17 protein-coding genes and 1 pseudogene are annotated in these 17,590 nt (G+C 74.1%); 11 read left to right on the top strand and 7 right to left on the bottom strand.

What is annotated here, in order from left to right:
• The first annotated feature begins 84 nt into the window (after positions 1-84).
• The 8 genes from EAH89_RS23725 (at position 85) to EAH89_RS23760 (ending at position 7,250) form a co-directional block, all read left to right on the top strand.
• On the top strand, positions 85-1,053 hold the full coding sequence (locus EAH89_RS23725; protein ID WP_140886190.1) for a Gfo/Idh/MocA family protein: 969 nt from the start codon (positions 85-87) through the stop codon (positions 1,051-1,053).
• A complete protein-coding gene (locus tag EAH89_RS23730) occupies positions 1,050-2,057 on the top strand; it encodes a LysR family transcriptional regulator (protein ID WP_140886191.1) in 1,008 nt (335 codons plus the stop codon). The genes EAH89_RS23725 and EAH89_RS23730 overlap by 4 nt, the downstream gene beginning before the upstream one ends.
• Positions 2,058-2,108: 51 nt before the next feature.
• On the top strand, positions 2,109-3,008 hold the full coding sequence (locus EAH89_RS23735; protein ID WP_140886192.1) for an ABC transporter substrate-binding protein: 900 nt from the start codon (positions 2,109-2,111) through the stop codon (positions 3,006-3,008).
• 10 nt (positions 3,009-3,018) lie between these two features.
• Positions 3,019-3,900, top strand: a complete 882-nt coding sequence (locus EAH89_RS23740) for an NAD(P)-dependent oxidoreductase (RefSeq protein ID WP_140886193.1) — start codon at positions 3,019-3,021, stop codon at positions 3,898-3,900.
• Positions 3,901-3,968: 68 nt separating this feature from the next.
• Positions 3,969-4,943 (top strand): tripartite tricarboxylate transporter substrate binding protein, encoded by a 975-nt coding sequence (locus EAH89_RS23745; RefSeq protein ID WP_241667179.1) that lies wholly within the window; start codon positions 3,969-3,971, stop codon positions 4,941-4,943.
• An 8-nt stretch (positions 4,944-4,951) separates the two neighbouring features.
• Positions 4,952-5,818 (top strand): amidohydrolase family protein, encoded by an 867-nt coding sequence (locus tag EAH89_RS23750; RefSeq protein ID WP_140886194.1) that lies wholly within the window; start codon positions 4,952-4,954, stop codon positions 5,816-5,818.
• A gap of 11 nt (positions 5,819-5,829) precedes the next feature.
• Positions 5,830-6,558: a PIG-L deacetylase family protein gene (locus EAH89_RS23755; protein ID WP_140886195.1), complete on the top strand. Its 729-nt coding sequence runs from the start codon at positions 5,830-5,832 to the stop codon at positions 6,556-6,558.
• Positions 6,555-7,250 (top strand): 4-carboxy-4-hydroxy-2-oxoadipate aldolase/oxaloacetate decarboxylase, encoded by a 696-nt coding sequence (locus EAH89_RS23760; protein WP_140886196.1) that lies wholly within the window; start codon positions 6,555-6,557, stop codon positions 7,248-7,250. The genes EAH89_RS23755 and EAH89_RS23760 overlap by 4 nt, the downstream gene beginning before the upstream one ends.
• Before the next feature lie 85 nt (positions 7,251-7,335).
• Here the strand turns inward: EAH89_RS23760 and EAH89_RS23765 are convergent, their stop codons facing one another.
• The 4 genes from EAH89_RS23765 to EAH89_RS23780 all read right to left on the bottom strand — a co-directional run bounded on the left by EAH89_RS23765 (position 7,336) and on the right by EAH89_RS23780 (position 11,346).
• The gene (locus tag EAH89_RS23765; protein ID WP_140886197.1) at positions 7,336-7,632 is read right to left on the bottom strand and encodes a hypothetical protein; all 297 of its coding nucleotides are present in this window, start codon (positions 7,630-7,632) and stop codon (positions 7,336-7,338) included.
• A 135-nt stretch (positions 7,633-7,767) separates the two neighbouring features.
• Positions 7,768-8,169, bottom strand: a complete 402-nt coding sequence (gene cueR, locus EAH89_RS23770; protein WP_140886198.1) for a Cu(I)-responsive transcriptional regulator — start codon at positions 8,167-8,169, stop codon at positions 7,768-7,770.
• Positions 8,170-8,191: 22 nt separating this feature from the next.
• Complete coding sequence (locus tag EAH89_RS23775; RefSeq protein ID WP_140886199.1) at positions 8,192-10,600, bottom strand: heavy metal translocating P-type ATPase; 2,409 nt, start codon at positions 10,598-10,600, stop codon at positions 8,192-8,194.
• Positions 10,601-10,650: 50 nt separating this feature from the next.
• On the bottom strand, positions 10,651-11,346 hold the full coding sequence (locus EAH89_RS23780) for a winged helix-turn-helix transcriptional regulator (RefSeq protein ID WP_140886200.1): 696 nt from the start codon (positions 11,344-11,346) through the stop codon (positions 10,651-10,653).
• 60 nt (positions 11,347-11,406) lie between these two features.
• On the opposite strand from EAH89_RS23780, the gene EAH89_RS23785 reads away from it, so the two are divergent.
• Complete coding sequence (locus tag EAH89_RS23785; protein ID WP_140886201.1) at positions 11,407-11,823, top strand: VOC family protein; 417 nt, start codon at positions 11,407-11,409, stop codon at positions 11,821-11,823.
• Positions 11,824-11,830: 7 nt separating this feature from the next.
• The gene (locus EAH89_RS23790) at positions 11,831-12,304 is read left to right on the top strand and encodes a VOC family protein (RefSeq protein WP_140886202.1); all 474 of its coding nucleotides are present in this window, start codon (positions 11,831-11,833) and stop codon (positions 12,302-12,304) included.
• A 321-nt stretch (positions 12,305-12,625) separates the two neighbouring features.
• On the opposite strand, the pseudogene EAH89_RS32755 reads toward EAH89_RS23790, so the two are convergent.
• Both EAH89_RS32755 and EAH89_RS23810 read right to left on the bottom strand, forming a co-directional pair.
• A pseudogene (locus tag EAH89_RS32755) lies at positions 12,626-14,110 on the bottom strand (cache domain-containing protein); the annotation flags it as partial.
• Entirely contained in the window at positions 14,074-14,472 is a 399-nt protein-coding gene (locus EAH89_RS23810; RefSeq protein ID WP_140886204.1) for a cache domain-containing protein, read from the bottom strand. The gene EAH89_RS23810 and the pseudogene EAH89_RS32755, both read right to left, overlap by 37 nt.
• Before the next feature lie 256 nt (positions 14,473-14,728).
• Here EAH89_RS23810 and EAH89_RS23815 point away from each other — a divergent pair, with 256 nt between their 5' ends.
• Positions 14,729-16,459 (top strand): methyl-accepting chemotaxis protein, encoded by a 1,731-nt coding sequence (locus EAH89_RS23815; protein WP_140886205.1) that lies wholly within the window; start codon positions 14,729-14,731, stop codon positions 16,457-16,459.
• A 94-nt stretch (positions 16,460-16,553) separates the two neighbouring features.
• On the opposite strand, the gene EAH89_RS23820 is transcribed toward EAH89_RS23815, so the two are convergent.
• Positions 16,554-17,453 carry an ATP-binding protein gene (locus tag EAH89_RS23820; RefSeq protein ID WP_161993729.1) on the bottom strand — a complete coding sequence of 300 codons (900 nt, stop codon included), beginning with the start codon at positions 17,451-17,453 and terminating at the stop codon, positions 16,554-16,556.
• Between the last annotated feature and the right edge of the window lie 137 nt (positions 17,454-17,590).

Here is a 17,590-nt window from a genome sequence, read left to right on the forward strand (position 1 = left end):
GGCGGAAGATGCGTCCCGGCCGCCCCCGATGCAACCCTCGGCCAAGCCTGCTACAGCCCGCGGCATTCCGTGGGATTTTGAGACATGCGCCTTCGTCTGGGCATCCTAGGGGCCGGGCATTTCGGCCGCTTCCACGCGCTCAAGGCCGCCGGCGGCCCGCGCATCGACCTCGTGGGCCTGCACGACACCGACCCCGCTCGCGCCGCCAGCGTCGCCGCCGAGGCCGGCTGCCCGGCCCTTTCCGCGGAGGCGGTGATCGAGGCCGCGGAGGCCGTGATCGTCGCCGCCCCCACCGCCTTCCACCACGGCCTGGCCCGCGCCGCCCTCCTCGCCGGCCGCCACGTCCTCGTGGAGAAGCCCATCGCCGCCACCCTCGAGCAGGCCGACGACCTCATCGCCCTGGCGAAGGAGAGGGGCGTGGTCCTGCAGGTCGGCCAGCTCGAGCGCTTCTCGGGCGGCATGCGGGCGCTGCGGGCCGAGGGGGGACTCGCCGCCCGCGTCGGCCGCCCCCTCTACCTGGAGGCGGTCCGCATCGCCCCCTTCCGCCCCCGCAGCCTCGACGTCTCCGTCGTGCTCGACCTCATGATCCACGACCTCGACCTGGCGCTCGCCCTCGCCGGCAGCCCGCTGGTCGGGGTGGACGCGGTTGGCACCCGGGTCCTCTCCCCCACCATCGACATCGCCAACGCCCGCCTCCGCTTCGGCAATGGCGCCGCCGCCACCATCACCGCCAGCCGCGTCTCGCTCCACATGGAGCGCCGCCTCCGCCTCTTCGGGGACGCCGGCTACCTCAACCTCGACCACCTCAAGCGCGAGATGGCCTGGGTGCGGAAGGGGGAGGGGGCGCCGCTGGAGCAGATCCCCGGCCACGGCCTCCTCACGGCCACCTGGGCCGAGAGCGACAGCCTGGAGGCCGAGCACGCCTCCTTCGCCGCCGCCTGCCTCGACCGCGCGCCCGTCGAGGCCGACGGCGCCGCCGGCCGCGCGGCGCTGGACGCCGCGCTCCGGGTGGAGGAGGCGGTCCGCGCCTCCATCGAAGCGGCGGGCGCGTGACGCTCCGGCGCTACCTCGACCAGCGCCTGAAGCTCCACCACCTCCGGGCGGTGGAGGCCATCGCCGCGCAGCGCAGCCTGCTCCGCGCCGCCGCCACCCTCGGCATCAGCCAGCCCGCCCTAACCCGCACCCTGCAGGACCTGGAGGAGATCACGGGACAGCGCCTCTTCGACCGCCTGCCCCGCGGGGTGCGCGCCACCGAGGCCGGCACCCTCCTCGCCGCCGCCGCCCGCCGCATCCTCGCCGAGCTCCACCGCCTCGACGAGGAGCTGGACCGCCTCTCCGAGCCCGGCGGCGGCACGGTCGCCATCGGCACTCTCCCCGTCGCCGCTACCGGCGTCCTCCCCGGCGCCCTGACCCGCCTCACCACCGAATACCCGGGCATCCGCGTCCGCCTCGAGCAGGGCCGCACCGAGGAGCTCCTCCCTAAGCTCGCCGCCGGCGAGATCGACCTCATCGTCGGCCGCCTCTACGAGCCCGCCGTGCCCGACGGCTTCCCGCGCGAGCCGCTCTGGGAGGAGCCCATCTCCGTCCTCGCCCGCGACGGCCACCCGATCCTCGCCCTCCCCGAGGTCACCCCCGGGGCGCTGCGCCGCTACGAGCTGATCCTGCCGACCGTCAGCCAGCGCGTCGGCCAGGAGATCGAGGGCCTGCTCGCCCTCCTCGACCTGGCCCCCGCCGCCTCGCTCCGCTCCAGCTCCTACGGCTTCATCCGGGAGATGCTGCACGCGACCGACCTCATCGCCGTCATGCCCCGCCTGATGATGGCCGGGGACCTGCTGCGCGGCACGCTGCGCGTGGTGCCGCTGCCCGTCCCCGCGCCCCCGCGCCCCGCCGGCCTCATCCTGCCGCAGGACCGCGCCATCCCCCCGGGCGGCGCGGCCTTCGTCGGCTGCCTGCGCGCCCATCTCGCCGAGATCGGCCAGCGCGGCCTCACCGCTATAATCCCACCTTATAGTTCCGGCGCGGAAAGCGATAGGACAAGGGGAAGGGCAGGGGGTTAGGGTATAGATCACCCGGCCCGGACAGAGGCCTTCGGCCAGGAGGAACCCGCCGTGACGCCCCCCGCCCCCCCGCCGGCCCCCGCCACGCTGCGCGCCGCCATCGGCACCTATCCCCGCACCCGCGCCCTGAAGGAGGGCGCCGTCGCCTCGGACCTCCTCCGCCTCGACCTCGCGGACATCCCCGTCATCAGCCGCGCCTTCGCGCCCATGGTGCGGGAGGGGCGCTTCGACGTCTCCGAGATGGCCATCGCCACCTTCCTCCAGGCCCGCGCCATGGGGCGGCCCCTCGTGCTGCTGCCCGTCGTCCTCGCCGCCCGCTTCCAGGAATCCGCGCTGCTCTGCCGCGCGGGCAGCGACATCGCCGGCCCCGCCGACCTCGCCGGCCGCCGCGTCGGGGTGCGCGCCTACAGCCAGACCACGGGCATGTGGCTGCGCGGCATCGTCGCCGAGCACGGCGGCCCGCCCCCCTCGGCCAGCCGCTGGGTCACCTTCGAGAGCGCCCATGTCGAGGGCATCGCCGATCCCCCCTGGGCCGAGCGCGCGCCGCCCGGCGCCGATCTGCTGGCCATGCTGCGCGCCGGCGAGATCGACGCGGCCATCGTCGGGAACGACGTGCCGGACGACCCGGGCCTCCGCACCGTCTTCCCCGACCCCGCGGCCGCCGCCGAGACCTTCTGGGCCCGCCACGGCTTCGTCCCCGTGAACCACCTCCTGACCGTGAGCGCCGAAATCGCGGAGAGGCGCCCCGAGCTCGTGCTCGAACTCCTCCGGATGGTCCGCGCCTCGGCCGCCTCCGTCCCGCCCGGCGAGCGCGGCCCCCCGCCCGCCACCCGCGCGGCGCTGCGCCCCGCGATCGAGCTCGCCCTCCGCTACATGGCCGACCAGGGCATGCTCCCCCGCCCCCTGACCGTGGACGAGGCCTGGGCCGGCCTGCCCCCCGGCATCGAGTAAGGATCCCCCCATGACCCGCTTCGCGATCATCGGCTTCGGCGAGGTCGGCGGCCTCTTCGCCCGCGACCTCCGCGCCGGCGGCGCCGACGCCATCCACGCCTTCGACGTGCAGGAGGCCGCCCGCGAGCGCGCCCGCGCGTCCGGCGCCACCCTCCACGCGAGCGCCGCCGAGGCCGCCGCCGCGGCCGAGGTCGTCTTCGTCGCGGTCACCGCCGGCTCCGCCCTCGCCGCCGCCGGGTCCCTCGCCGGCGGCCTGGCCGGGGCGCCGCTGGTGGTGGACGTGAACTCCGTCTCCCCCTCCACCAAGATCGCCAACGGGCGCGCGGTGGAGGAGGCGGGCGGCCGCTACGTGGAGGCCGCCGTCATGGCCAGCGTGCCCCCCAAGGGCCTGCGCACCCCCATCCTCCTCGGCGGCCCGCACGCCGCGGCCTTCATGGAGGCCATGGCCCCCTTCGGGATGGACCTGAAGCCCTATTCCGAGGAGATCGGCCGCGCCTCCTCGGTGAAGATGTGCCGCAGCGTCATGGTGAAGGGCCTGGAGGCGCTGACCACCGAGTGCCTGCTCGCCGCCCGCCACTACGGCGTGGAGGCGGACGTCCTCCGCTCCCTCTCGGACACGCTGCCGCACGAGGACTGGCGCGGCCTCGCCCGCTACGTCATCAGCCGCGCCCTCCTCCACGGCAAGCGCCGCGCGGAGGAGATGCGCGAGGTCGCCCGCACCGTGGAGGAGGCCGGCGTCGCCCCCCTCCTCAGCGCCCCCATCGCCGAGCGCCAGGACTGGGCCGCCGCCCGCGGGCGCGAGATGGGCCCGGCCCTCCTCGCCACCACCGACCTCGACGCCCTCCTCGACGGCCTCGCCGAGGCGATGCACCGCAAGCAGGCGGCCGAGTAGCCGCCCCGGGCACGAACCCGCCCGCAACGAGCCGGCCCGGCAAGGGCCCGACACGAGAAGGAACGCGCATGCCCGTCACCCGCCGCGACACCCTGCGCCTGGGGGCCGCCCTGGCCCTCGCCGCGCCCGCCGCCGCCCGCGCCCAGGCCCTGCCCGACAAGCCCGTCCGCCTGATCGTCCCGAACGGCGCGGGGGGCGTCGCCGACCTCACCGCCCGCACGGTCGGCGCCGCCCTGTCCGAGCGCATCAAGCAGCCCGTCGTCATCGAAAACCGCCCCGGCGCCGGCGGCATCGTCGCCGGCCAGACCCTGCTGACCGCCCCCGCCGACGGCGCGACGCTGATGGTGGCCACCAACGCCAACGCCATCAGCAAGTCCCTCTTCCGCAGCCTGCCCTTCGACCCCGTCCGCGACTTCGCGCCGATCGGCCTGATGGGCACCTTCGCCATCGCCATCCTCGTCGCGCCGAACTCCCCGATCCGCACCGCGGGGGACCTCCTCGCGGCGCTCAAGCGGGACCCGCAGAACACCAACATCGGCACCATCAGCGTCGGCAGCACGCAGAACCTGGCGGCCGAGCTGTTCAAGACCACGGCGAACGTCGACGCCACCACCGTGCCCTTCTCCGGCACGCCCGCCCTGCTCACCAGCCTGCTGCGCAACGACGTGACGGCGGCCTTCGAGATCGTGGCGCCGCTGATGGGACAGATCCGGGACGGCTCGCTCCGCGCCATCGCCGTCACCTCCGCCACCCGCGCCGCCAACCTGCCGGAGGTGCCCACCCTGCAGGAGGCCGGGCTCGCCGGCTTCGACGTCACCTCCTGGAACGCCGTCGTCGCCCCCGCCCGCACCCCGGCCCCCGTCATCGAGCGCCTGAACCGCGAGCTGAACGCGGCGCTGGCCGACCCCGCCGTGCGCTCGAAGCTGCTGGAGGCCGGCGTCGAGGCCAAGGGCAACAGCCCCGCCCAGCTCGCCCAGCTGATGGCGAGCGAGACCGAGAAGTGGCGCGCGGTAATCGAGCGCGCCGGAATTGAAAAGCAGTGAGCCCGGCCATGAAGACCTGCCAGCCCCCCGACCCGAACACGAAGACGCCCACGCTGGCGCTGCCCGAGGGCGCCTGCGACGCCCACTGCCACGTCTTCGGCCCCGCGGATAAGTTCCCCTACGCCCCCGACCGCTCCTACACCCCGCCCGACGCGCCCGTGGAGGACCTCCGCCGCGTCCACAAGATCCTCGGCATCGACCGCGCGGTGATCGTGCAGGCGAGCTGCCACGGCACCGACAACAGCGCGATGATCGACGCCATCGCGAGCAGCAACGGCGCCTACCGCGGCGTCGCCATCGTAGACGGCACCGTGACCGACCGCGCGCTGGAGGAACTGAACGAGGGCGGCGTGCGCGGCGTGCGCTTCAACTTCGTCAAGCACCTCGGCGGCACGCCCGACCTCGACGTCTTCGACCGCGTGCTCGACCGCATCCAGCCGCTGGGCTGGCACGTCGTGCTGCACCTCGACGCCGGCGACATCGTGGAGCACGCGCCCCGCATCTCCCGCATCAAGGTGCCCTTCGTCATCGACCACATGGGCCGCGTGCAGGCGAGGAACGGGCTTGAGCAGGAGCCCTTCCGCCGCCTGCTCGACCTCATGCGCAACCCGCTCGCCTGGGTGAAGGTCTGCGGGCCGGAGCGCGTGACCTCGCAGGGCGCCCCCTTCCACGACGCCGTGCCCTTCGCCCAGAAGCTGATCGAGGCGGCGCCCGACCGCACCCTCTGGGGCACCGACTTCCCGCACCCCAACATCGCCGGCGACATGCCCAACGACGGCGACCTCGTCGACCTCCTCGGCCTCGCCGCCCCCGACGAGGCGCAGCGCCGCCGCATCCTGGTCGACAACCCGAACACCCTCTACTGGGCGAGCTGAGGAGCCCCGCGATGTCCGGAACCCAGAAAAGCGGCCTCGTCGTCACGGCGCATCCCGGCGACTTCGTCTGGCGCGCCGGCGGCGCCATCGCGCTGCACGCGAGGATGGGCTACCGCGTGAAGATCGTCTGCCTCTCCTACGGCGAGCGCGGCGAGAGCCAGGGCGCCTGGAAGCAGCCGGGCATGACGCTGGAGGCCTGCAAGGCGGGCCGCCGCGCCGAGGCCGAGGCCGCGGCGGAAATCCTCGGCGCCGAGATCGAGTTCTTCGACGCCGGCGACTACCCGCTCCACGTCACCCCCGCGATGATGGACCGCCTGATCGACGTCTACCGCGAGGTGAACCCCTCCTTCGTCCTCACCCACGCGATCCGCGACCCCTACAACGTCGACCACCCCGAGGCCTCGCGCATCGCGCAGGAGGCGCGGATCGTGGCCCAGGCCGCCGGCCACAAGCCCGGCCCCGGGGGCGTCACCTATTCCGCGCCCCAGGTCTTCCAGTTCGAGCCGCACCAGCCCGAGCAGTGCGACTTCAAGCCCAACCGCATCCTCAACATCACCGAGGTATGGGACCAGAAGTGGAAGGCCTTCGAGCAGCTTCCCGCCCAGCGCCACCTCTGGGACTACTACGAGCGCGTCGCGCTGAACCGCGGCATGCAGGGCGGCCGCAACTCCGGGAAGTCCATGAAGTACGGCGAGGCCTACCAGACGATCTTCCCCGACGCCGTCGAGGTGCTGGCATGACGCCGGTCGTCGTCCGCCACAACCCGCGCGCCGACCTCGCCACCATCGACCGCTTCGCGCCGCTCGGCGTCTCCACCACGCACGAGGCGTCCGGCCGCGCGCCCCACCTGATGAAGCCTTACATGCGCCCGGCCTGGCCGGGCGCAGCGGCCGCCGGCAGCGCCGTCACGGTGCTGGCGCAGCCCGGCGACAACTGGATGATCCACGTGGCCGTCGAGCAGTGCCGGCCCGGCGACATCCTCGTCGTCGCCTGCACCACCGACAACACCGACGGCATGTTCGGCGACCTCCTCGCCACCTCGCTCAAGGCCCGCGGCGTGCGCGGCCTCGTCATCGACGCCGGCGTGCGCGACGTGGCCGCGCTGCGCGCGATGGACTTCCCCGTCTGGTCGCGCGCCGTCTCCGCCCGCGGCACGGTGAAGGCGACGCTCGGCGCGGTGAACGTCCCCGTGGTCTGCGCGGGCGTCGCCGTGCGGCCCGGCGACGTGGTGGTGGCCGACGACGACGGCGTGGTGGTGGTCCCCGCCGCCGACATCGCCGCGACGCTCGCCGCCGCCGAGGGTCGCCAGGCGAACGAGGAGGCGAAGCGCGCGAAACTCGCCTCGGGCGTGCTCGGCCTCGACCTCTACGACATGCGCCCTGCGCTGGAGAAGGCGGGCCTGCGCTACGTCGATCGCCTCGAGGACCTCTGACGCCCGCGCGACGAAAAAAGGGCGGGGACCCGCGGCCCCCGCCCTCGTCGCGATCTTCAGCGGGCGGCGCCCGCCCGGGCGCGCCCTAGCGGCGCTGGTCCGTGCTCGTCGGCAGCGAGCCGCCGCGCATCGGCTCGGTGCCGATCCCGACCGGGCTGCCCGCGGCGTTCGGCCGCGCGGTGCCGGTCGGCAGCGGCGCGCCGCGCATCGGCTCGGTCGTGATGGCCGTGTTGCCGGTGCCCGCGCTCGCGGGGCCGACGGGCAGCGCGCCGCCGCGCATCGGCTCCGTCGTCGGCGTGGGCGGCGGCGTGGTCTGCCCGCAGGCCGAGAGCAGCCCGAGCGCGACCGCGGCGACGCCCATCATCGAATGCAGCCTGATCATCTGGTCCTCATCCCCCGTTCGGAAGGCGCGGAATCGCCCCCCGTTACACGGAGCATTCCTGAACGGTTCCGGCATGCCTACGCTCGTCACCATCACGTTACCGGGAAGCGCCGCCCGCCGTTCCGCCCCGTCGCCTCACGCGCCCGGCGCGTGCCCCGCGAGGTCCTCGAGGATCGGGCAGTCCGGCCGCGCGTCGCCGTGGTAACTCGCCGCCAGCCGCCGCAGCGTGTCCGCCATCGCCGAGAGGTCCCGCGCCTTCCGCTCGAGATCCGCGACGTGCCGGAGCGCGAGCCGCTTCACCTCCGCGCTCGCCCGCCCGCGATCCGCCCAGAGCGCGAGCAGCCCCGCGATCTCCGCGAGCGAGAAGCCGAGGTCGCGCGCGCGGCGGATGAAGCGCAGCGCGTGCACCTCCGCCTCGCCGTAGTCGCGGTAGCCGGATTCCCGGCGCGACGCGGCCGGCAGCAGCCCCACCGCTTCATAGTGCCGGATCATCTTCGCCGAGACGCCCGACGCCCGCGCCGCCTCGCCGATCCTCATGCGCCGCGCCCCGTCCCGCGCCTCACGACGCGCGCCGCAGCCGCAGCGCGTTGCCGACGACGAAGACGCTCGACAACCCCATCGCCGCCGCCGCCAGCACGGGCGAGAGCAGCCCGGCCACCGCGACGGGGATCAGCACCACGTTGTAGGCGAAGGCCCAGAACAGGTTCCCCCGGATGTTGGCCATCGTCGCGCGGCTGAGCGAGACCGCCGTCGCGATGCCCCGCGGGTCGCCGGACATGAGCACCACCTCCGCGCTCTCGATCGCGACCTCCGTGCCCGTGCCGATCGCGATGCCGACGTCCGCCGCGGCCAGCGCCGGCGCGTCGTTCACGCCGTCGCCGACGAAGGCGATCCGCCCCGCGCCCCGCAGCCGGCGCACCGCCTCCACCTTGCCCTCGGGCCGCACCTCCGCCTCCACGGCGTCGAGGCCGAGTGGCCGCGCCACCGCCTCCGCCGTGCGGCGGTTGTCGCCCGTCACCATCGCGAGGCGTAGCCCCATGCCGCGCAGCGCGGCCAGCGCCGCCGGCGTCGTCGCGCGCAGCGGGTCCGCCATCGCGAGCACCCCGGCCAGCCGCCCGTCCACCGCCGCAAAGACGGGCGAGCGGCCCGCCTCCGCCAGCCGCGACGCCGCCGCCGCGAAGGGCGCGACGTCGAGGCCGAGCGAGGCCATGAACCGGTCCGCGCCGACCTCCACCCGCCGCCCCTCGACCTCGGCCCGCAGCCCCATGCCCGGCACGGCCTCGACCTTCGCGGCGCGCGGCAGCTCCATCCCCTTCGCCGCCTCCCGCAGCGCCCCGGCCAGCGGGTGCTCGCTCGAAGCCTCCGCCGCGGCGACGAGCCGCAGCAGCGCGTCCCGCTCGAAGCCCGGCGCGGGAACCAGGTCGGTCAGCACCGGCCGCCCCTCGGTCAGCGTGCCCGTCTTGTCCATCGCGACGACCGAGACCTCGCGCAGCGCCTGCAGCGCGGCGCCCCGCCGGAACAGCACGCCGAGCGCGGCCGCCCGCCCCGTGCCCACCATGACCGCGACCGGCGTCGCGAGCCCCATCGCGCAGGGGCAGGCGATGATCAGCACCGCGACCGCCGGCACCAGCGCCCCCGCCGGGCCGGCGCCCGCCGCCAGCCAGCCGAGGAAGGTCAGCGCCGCGACAAGGATCACCGCCGGCACGAAGACCCGCGTCACCCGGTCCGCCAGCGCCTGGACCGGCAGCTTGCCCCCCTGCGCCTCCTCCACCAGCCGCGTGATGCGGGCGAGGACAGTGCCCGCGCCCACCGCCGTCGCGCGCAGCCGCAGCGCGCCCCGGCCGTTCACCGTGCCGCCGACCACGGCGTCGCCGGGGCCGCGGCGGACGGGCACGGATTCGCCGGTCACCATGGACTCGTCGACATGGCTCTCGCCCTCGAGCACCACCGCGTCCGTCGGCACCCGCTCCCCCGGCCGCAGCCGCATCACGTCGCCGACGCGCAGCGCCGAGGCCGGCACCTCCTCCTCCGCCCCGCCGCGCTCCACCCGCGCGGTCGCCGGCCGCAGATCCAGCAGCCGCCGGATGGCCGAGGAGGCCCGCCCGCGCGACCGCGCCTCCAGCCAGCGCCCGAGCAGCACCAGCGCGACGATGACCGCCGAGGCCTCGAAATAGACGTGCCGCTGCCCCTCCGGCACCAGCCCGGGCGCCAGCGTCACCACGACCGAATAGGCCCAGGCCGCGAGCGTGCCGAGGGCGACGAGGCTGTTCATCTCCGGCCCGCCGCGGAACAGCGCGGGCCAGCCCGTCCGGTGGAAGCGCCAGCCCGGCCCGAACATCACCGCCGTCGCCAGGGCAAGTCCCAGCCAGCGCCAGGCCGTCCCGTCCACGGCATGGTGCAGCGCCGGCAGCAGGTGCCCCCCCATCTCCACGAGGAAGAGCGGCGCGGCGAGCGCGATGGCCCGGAGCGCGTCCCGCCGCAGCCCCGCCTCCTCCCCCGCGCCCGGCGGGGGCGCCTCCTCCGCCGCGGCCGCGTCGGGCGCCGGCTCGGGCACGGGGCGGTAGCCGGCCCCGGCCACGGCGGCCTCCAGCGCGTCCCGCCCCACCGCGCCCGGTGCGTGGCGAACGGTGGCGCGGTGGGTCGCGAGGTTCACCGAGACGCCGTCCACGCCCGGCACCGCCGCCAGCGTCCGCTCCACCCGCCCGGTGCAGGAGGCGCAGCTCATCCCCTCGACGTCGAGTTCCGTGACCGCCTCGGGCGAGGCGTAGCCGGCGCGCGCCACGGCCTCCCGCAGCGCCGCCCGGTCCAGCGCCGCGCCCTCCACCGTCGCCCGGTGGGTCGCGAGGTTGACGGAGACGCCCTCCACCCCCGGCACGGCGGCCAGCGCCCGCTCCACGCGCCCGGCGCAGGAGGCGCAGCTCATCCCCTCCACGGGCAGGCTCAGGCGCGTCGCTTCGATGGTGCTCATCGGGGGGATCCTTCCTCGAGGGGAAGATGGGGCTTCCCATCATGGGAAGGTCAAGCCGCGGCCGGCCCGGCCTTCGGCGGCAGCGGGAAGAGGGTGACGAACCAGCGCGCGAGCACCCGGTCCCCCTCGACCCGCAGCGCGCCCGCCTCCTCCAGCGCCTCCAGCGCCTGGCCGCCGTAGAGGGCCGCGGCGAGGGCCGGGGGCTCGCCCGAGATCACCGCGTCCGCCGCCGGGTCCTCGCCCGCCGCCACCCCCAGATGCCCCTCCCGCAGGTGGAGCGCGAAGGCCTCCCGCCCCAGCCGCAGCCCGATCCGCGCCTCGATCCCTTCCGCCCGGTCGGGATCGAGCATCGTCCGCAGGGAGAGCAGGAGCGAGGCCGCGCTGAGGGGCCGGGTCGGGTCGTGCAGCGGCGACCGCGCGGCCCAGCGGCCCAGCGCCACGAAGATGGGCTCGCTCTCCCGCCCCCAGGGCGTTAGCTCGTAGACCTGGGCCGCGGCGGGGGGCGGCAGGCGGCGCCGCGCGACCACCCCCGCGGCCTCCAGCCCTTCCAGCCGCTGGGTGAGGACGTTGGCGCTGATCCCCGGCAGCGAGGCCCGCAGGTCGCTGAACCGGCGGGGGCCGAAGACCAGCTCGCGCATGACGAGCAGCGCCCAGCGCTCCCCGACGAGGTCGAGCGCGTGGGCGGCCGCGCAGGCGTCGTCGTACCAGCGGCGCCGCTCAGTGGAGGTTACTTTTTCTAACTTCATGGTTGCGGAAAGTGACCCTGCGTGCCAGCCTCGTCAAGCACAAGGGGAGGGGAGGCCGCCATGGCCCGGATGATCTTCGTGAACCTGCCGGTCGCCGACCTGCCGCGCTCCGTCGCCTTCTACGAGGCGATCGGCGGCGCGCGGAACGCCCGGTTCTCGGACGACACGGCGGCCTGCATGGTCTTCTCCGACACCGTCCACGTCATGCTCCTCACCCACGCCAAGTTCCGGGGCTTCACGCCGCGCCCCGTGGCCGACGCGCGCGCCGCGAGCGAGGTTCTGCTCTGCCTCTCCTGCGACAGCCGCGCCGAGGTGGACGCGATGGTCGAGGCCGCCGCGGCGCGGGGCGGCGCCGCCGATCCCGGGCCGAAGCAGGACCATGGCTTCATGTACGGCCGCAGCTTCGAGGACCCCGACGGGCATATCTGGGAGCCCATGTGGATGGACCTCGCGGCCCTCCCCGCGGCGGCGGGCTGAGGCGGGGATGGGCGGCATCGCCACCTGCCTCTGGCTGGACGGAAGGGCGGAGGAGGCGGCCGCCTTCTACGTCGCCGCCTTCCGCCGCGCCGGCCGCGCGGCCGAGGCCGGTCCCCCGCTTCGCCAGGGAGCGGAGGGGCCCGGGCCGGAGGGCGCCGTCCTCGTCGCGACCGTCACGCTCGACGGGCACGAGGTCGTCCTGCTCAACGGCGGCCCCGCCTTCCCGTTCTCCCCCGCCGTGTCCCTCACCGTGACCTGCGAGGAGCAGGCGGCGGTGGACCGCTTCTGGGAGGCCCTCTCGGAGGGCGGGGAGACCGGCCGCTGCGGCTGGCTCACCGACCGCTTCGGCCTCTCCTGGCAGGTCGTGCCCCGCGTCCTGCCGGAGCTCCTGCGCCACCCCGACCGGGCGCGGGCGGACCGGGTCATGCGCGCGATGATGGGGATGACGCGGCTCGACATCGCCGCGCTGGAGGCCGCCTGAGGGCTCAGGCGGCGAGCGGCGGCCCGGCGATGCGCTCCAGCATCCGGTCGGCCAGGCCCATGCTGGTCGTGTCCTGGCGGAAGGCGATCGCGACCGCGCCGTTGCCGCTGCGGACCACGCGGGCGGGGAGGGTGCCGTCGAGGCCGGGCACCGCCATCTCGAGCGGCGTGCCGGGCGCGGGCTCCCAGGCAGAGGCGAGGGCGGCGCCGCCGCGGCTGGCGTCGCGGATCTCCACCTCCTCCCCGCCCTCGGGCAGCCCCGGGGCGACGAGGCGGGCGCGGGCGCCGCGGCCCGGGACGCGCCCCCGCGCATGGAGCGGGTCGCCTCGTCGGTGGTCTGCGAGACGTTCCCCACGCTGGAGGCGATCTCGCGCGTTGCCGCGCCCTGCTGCTCCACCGCGGCGGCGATGGCGGTTGCGATCGTCTCCACCTCGTCAATCGCCTCGCTTACCTCGCGCACGGCGGCCACGGCCTCGCCGGTGGCGGACTGGATGCTGCGGATCTGCTCGCCGATGCGGTCCGTCGCGCCCGCGGTCTGGGCCGCGAGCTGCTTCACCTCCGAGGCGACCACCGCGAAGCCCCGCCCGGCTTCCCCGGCGCGCGCAGCCTCGATGGTGGCGTTCAGGGCGAGGAGGTTCGTCTGCCCGGCGATCTCCGTGATGAGGCTCACCACCTCCCCGATCTGCCCGGCGGCGTCGCTCAGCCCGCGCACCGCGGCGTCCGTCGCCTCCACCCGGCGGACCGCGGCGCGGGCGGCTTCGGTGCTGCGCGCCATCTGGCGGGCGATCTCGGCCACCGTCGCGCTCAGCTCCTCGGTCGCGGCCGCGACGGTCGCGAGGTTGCGCGAGGAGTCCTCCGCCCCCGCGGCCGTGCTGGTCGCGCCGCTCCGCGTGCGCTCCACCACCGCGGCCATCTCGCCGGCCGCGCCGCGCATCTCGTCGGCCGAGCGCGCGAGCATGGCGAGGACGCCCGAGACCGAGGCGCCGAAGTCCTGGGTGTGGCGCTCGATCGCGGCCTGGCGGCTGTCCCGCGCGGCGCGCTCGGCCCGCGCCTGTGCCTCCAGGCGCCGCGTGCGCAGCCCGCCCTCGCGGAAGGTCTCCAGCGCGCGGGCGAGCAGGCCCAGCTCGTCCCCGCGGTCGGTGCCCGGCACGGGGCGGTCGAGGTCGCCGTCGGCCATGGCGGCGGTCGCGGCCGTGGTGACGGCGAGGGGCCGCGTGATGCTGCGGGCGACGAGGGAGATGAGGAGCGCGACGACCAGGGCCGCGAGGCCGGCCGCCAGCGCGCCCTGGAGCATCAGCGCGCGCTGCGCGGCGCGCAGGTCGTCGACGTAGACGCCCGTGCCGATCACCCAGTTCCAGGGGGCGAAGCCCGCGACGAGGGAGAGCTTCTCGACCGGCGCCTCCGCGCCCGGCCGCGGCCAGAGATAGCCGACGACGCCGCCGCCCGACGTCCGCACGCGCTCGGCGAAGGCGCTGAAGAGGGCGAAGCCGGTGGGGTCGCGCAGATCGGCGACGTCCTTGCCCTCGAGGTCGGGGCGGAAGGGGTGCATGACGAGGCGCGGGCGCACCTCGGCGTCGTTGATCCAGAGGTACTCCTGGCCGCTGTAGCGGATGGCGCGGATGGCGGCGGCGGCGGCCTCCTGGGCGGCGTCGCGGTCCATCCGGCCCGCCTTCTCCTCCGCCTCGAAGCGCTTCGCGGTGGCGAGCGCGGTGTCCACCACGGCGCGCAGCAGGCCGATCCGGTTCCGCTCCAGCTCCTCCGAGCGGCCCCTCACCTCGTAGGCGGCAAGGCCGACCAGCCCGAGCACGGCAACGAGCGTGCAGAGGTGGAGGCGAAGCGCGATGGGCCAGGAGGCNGCGGGCGCACCTCGGCGTCGTTGATCCAGAGGTACTCCTGGCCGCTGTAGCGGATGGCGCGGATGGCGGCGGCGGCGGCCTCCTGGGCGGCGTCGCGGTCCATCCGGCCCGCCTTCTCCTCCGCCTCGAAGCGCTTCGCGGTGGCGAGCGCGGTGTCCACCACGGCGCGCAGCAGGCCGATCCGGTTCCGCTCCAGCTCCTCCGAGCGGCCCCTCACCTCGTAGGCGGCAAGGCCGACCAGCCCGAGCACGGCAACGAGCGTGCAGAGGTGGAGGCGAAGCGCGATGGGCCAGGAGGCAAGCCAGCGTGTCATAGGTCGTGGGGCTTTCGGATGAACGTCGTGATCCAACCTGCCGTAATTTCTTGAAGAACCCGTTTAGGCAGCGCGCTACGCGCGGATCCTGTGCGACCCCCCGGCTGCTGCCCTTCACAGGCGCTGCAGAGCCTCGAGCCGGACCATCGCTTGAAGGATGATGTGTTGGCACAACGCTGTACACCCAGCGAGCAAGCAATCCTTTCTTAAAGCGCGAAACGCTAAGCTGCCCGATCCGCCATCCGAGAACTGTTGCATGTCGCCACTGGCATCCCTCCTGCCACGTTCCGAGGCAGCTCGAACTCTCGACGCGTTCGCCCGGTCGCACGCTATTGCCAAGTTCTCCGTCGACGGCACCATCCAATCGGCGAACCGGATCTTCCTTGAGCTGCTTGGCTACGAAGGATTGGACATCCGAGGCCAGCACCATCGCATGTTTGTCCACCCGGCCGAGGCCACATCCGAGGCTTACCTGCAGTTCTGGGCGGCGCTGAACCGGGGTGAACCCCAGACGCGCGAGTTCCGCCGCCGAACTAAGGCTGGTCAGGATATCTGGATCCAGGCTTCCTACGATCCCGTTCTTTCGCGCACGGGCAAGGTCGCGGCGGTCGTGAAGATTGCCACCGACATAACGGCGGAGAAGCTGCGCCTAGCCGACATCGAGGCACAGGCAACTGCTATCTCTGCTACCCAGGCCATCATCGAGTTCGCGCTCGACGGAACCGTGCTGACCGCCAACTCCTTGTTGCTGCGGACCATGGGCTACACCCTCGATGAGATCCGAGGACAGCACCATCGTATCTTTCTCGATCCCGCTGACGCGAGCGCCTCGTCCTACAAGGCCTTCTGGGCGGATCTCAGGGAGGGCAAGGCCGCGTCTGGCGAGTTCCGGCGCTTTGGGAAAGAGGGCCGAGAGGTCTGGATCCGGGCCACCTACACGCCAATCCACGATCCCGCTGGTCAGGTCGTCAAAGTCGTCAAGTACGCCACCGACGTGACCGCTGACCGGCTCCGCCAAGCCGATTACGAAGGACAGATCACGGCGATCAACGCCTCGCAACTGGTGATCCACTTCACGCTCGACGGCACCATCCTCGAGGCAAATCGCGTCTTCCTGAATGCCATGGGCTACAGCCTCGACGAGGTGCGCGGCAAGCACCACCGGATCTTCGTGGATCCAGAGGAGGCCGAGACACCTGCCTATCGCCAGTTCTGGCAGCGCTTGGCAGAGGGAGAGTCGCTCGCCGCGGAGTACCGCCGCCTCGGCAAGGGCGGCCGTGAGGTCTGGATCCGCGCAACGTATACCTGCATCCATGACATGGCAGGGCGTCCTTTCAAGGTGGTCAAGTACGCCGCCGACGTGACGGGGCAAATGACGGCCCGCCGGGTGGCCACCCTTGCCGCGGAGGAAACCCTCGGCAAGGTGGAGGCGGTTGCGGCGGCGGCCGAGGAGATGTCGGTGTCCGTGGCCGGCATTTCCGGCAACGTCGCTCGGTCCCGCGGGATGATTGACCAGATCCGCAATCGCGCTGCAGTCGCCGACGAAGCAACGACCAACCTCCGCGAGGCGGCCCAGTCCATGGGAGCCGTGGTTCAGTTCATCCAGCGCATCGCCAATCAGGTATCTCTTCTGTCGCTGAACGCCACTATTGAGTCCGCGAGGGCCGGCGAAGCGGGACGGGGCTTCGCTGTTGTTGCGGGAGAGGTGAAGAGTCTTGCTTCGCAAACGGCGGAGGCGACCAGCAAGATCTCAGCCGAGATCGGTGCGATGCAGCAGGTGTCCCGGCAGGTGGTTGAGGCACTGGCAGCGATCAACGCCTCGGTGGGTTCGATTGGTGAGATGGTGACCAACGTCGCGGATGCCGTGGAGCAGCAGAGTGCCGTGACGCGCGACATTTCCGTCAACATGCAGCACGCCGCCCAGGGCGTCGCTGGTGTGACGCAGAGCCTGAGCGATATCACAGGGCTCAACACGCTCGCGGCCTGATCCTGCCTGGCGGGGGCATCGAGGAGCATGCGCGGATAGCGCGGAGCGCGCTCGACGCCGTTGACGCCAAGAGCCGCCGCAGAACGGCTCGGTGCTATCTTGACCGTGGGGCACCCAGAAGGGCTGCCACGCGGTCGGTGAGCTGTGCTTCGCTGACCGGCTTGCGCAACAGACTGAAGGATCCGCGCACCGCGCCGTCCAGGGCCAGCGCCGCCGCGTCGCCGGCGTAGCCCGTCAGCAGGATGGCCGGCAGCCCGGGGCGGCGTCGCTGCGCCTCGCGGATCAGCGCCACCCCGTCGAGGCCCGGCATGGAGAGGTCGGAGACGAGCAGGTCCACCGCCTCGCCGGCCTCGAGCAGCGCGAGCGCGGTCGCGCCGCCCTCGGCCTGCACAACCCCGTAGCCATCGTCCGCCAGCTCCTCGGCGAGCACCTCGCGCACGAGATCCTCGTCATCGACCAGCAGGATGCGCCCGGCGACCGGGTCCCTCACGCTCGCTGCCGTGACGCGCGCGCTCCCGTCCGCGGTCGGGTCCGTGACCGGCAGCCAGAGCGCGACCTCGGTTCCGCGCCCGGGCTCGCTCGAGACGGTCAGCGCGCCGCCCGACTGCTCGGCGAAGCCGCGCGCCATCGCCAGGCCGAGGCCGGTGCCTTTGCCCACCCCCTTGGTCGTGAAGAACGGCTCCATGGCCCGGGCGAGGGTCGCGGCGTCCATGCCGGTGCCGGTGTCCTCAACGAGGAGGCGGAGGTAGGCGCCCGGTGGCAGGCGCTCGGCGGGACCGTCCGGGATCCTCCGCTCGCTCGCCGAGAAGGTGAGGCGGCCGCCACCCGGCATCGCGTCGCGCGCGTTGGTGGCGAGGTTGACCAGCACCGTTTCGAGCTGCCCGCGGTCCGCCAGCAGCGGCGGGAGACCCGCCGTGACCGCAACCACGGTCTCGACGCCGGCGCCCAGCGTGTGTGCCAGCACCTCGCGCAGCCCGGTCAGCAGGGCCGACACCTCGACGGCCTCGGCCCGCAGCTCGCCCGGCGCGAGAAGGTGAGCAGCCGCTGCGTGATGGAGGCGCCGCGGCGGGTCGCGTCCTCGATCATGCGAGCGAGGCGCTCGACACCGGCCGCGTTCCCGGGCCGCCGACG

Origin of the sequence: Muricoccus nepalensis, assembly GCF_006438825.1 — a bacterium.
GTDB lineage: Bacteria > Pseudomonadota > Alphaproteobacteria > Acetobacterales > Acetobacteraceae > Roseomonas > Roseomonas nepalensis.

What these genes read in the sequence shown, in the direction of transcription:
- EAH89_RS23790 (WP_140886202.1), top strand. Translation starts at nt 11,831, where the DNA reads ATGGGCGGCATCGCCACCTGCCTCTGGCTGGACGGAAGGGCGGAGGAG.
- EAH89_RS23815 (WP_140886205.1), top strand. Translation starts at nt 14,729, where the DNA reads ATGTCGCCACTGGCATCCCTCCTGCCACGTTCCGAGGCAGCTCGAACT.
- EAH89_RS23740 (WP_140886193.1), top strand. Translation starts at nt 3,019, where the DNA reads ATGACCCGCTTCGCGATCATCGGCTTCGGCGAGGTCGGCGGCCTCTTC.
- EAH89_RS23775 (WP_140886199.1), bottom strand. Translation starts at nt 10,600, where the DNA reads ATGAGCACCATCGAAGCGACGCGCCTGAGCCTGCCCGTGGAGGGGATG.
- EAH89_RS23760 (WP_140886196.1), top strand. Translation starts at nt 6,555, where the DNA reads ATGACGCCGGTCGTCGTCCGCCACAACCCGCGCGCCGACCTCGCCACC.
- EAH89_RS23785 (WP_140886201.1), top strand. Translation starts at nt 11,407, where the DNA reads ATGGCCCGGATGATCTTCGTGAACCTGCCGGTCGCCGACCTGCCGCGC.
- EAH89_RS23745 (WP_241667179.1), top strand. Translation starts at nt 3,969, where the DNA reads ATGCCCGTCACCCGCCGCGACACCCTGCGCCTGGGGGCCGCCCTGGCC.
- EAH89_RS23780 (WP_140886200.1), bottom strand. Translation starts at nt 11,346, where the DNA reads ATGAAGTTAGAAAAAGTAACCTCCACTGAGCGGCGCCGCTGGTACGAC.
- EAH89_RS23750 (WP_140886194.1), top strand. Translation starts at nt 4,952, where the DNA reads ATGAAGACCTGCCAGCCCCCCGACCCGAACACGAAGACGCCCACGCTG.
- EAH89_RS23765 (WP_140886197.1), bottom strand. Translation starts at nt 7,632, where the DNA reads ATGATCAGGCTGCATTCGATGATGGGCGTCGCCGCGGTCGCGCTCGGG.
- EAH89_RS23755 (WP_140886195.1), top strand. Translation starts at nt 5,830, where the DNA reads ATGTCCGGAACCCAGAAAAGCGGCCTCGTCGTCACGGCGCATCCCGGC.
- cueR (WP_140886198.1), bottom strand. Translation starts at nt 8,169, where the DNA reads ATGAGGATCGGCGAGGCGGCGCGGGCGTCGGGCGTCTCGGCGAAGATG.
- EAH89_RS23725 (WP_140886190.1), top strand. Translation starts at nt 85, where the DNA reads ATGCGCCTTCGTCTGGGCATCCTAGGGGCCGGGCATTTCGGCCGCTTC.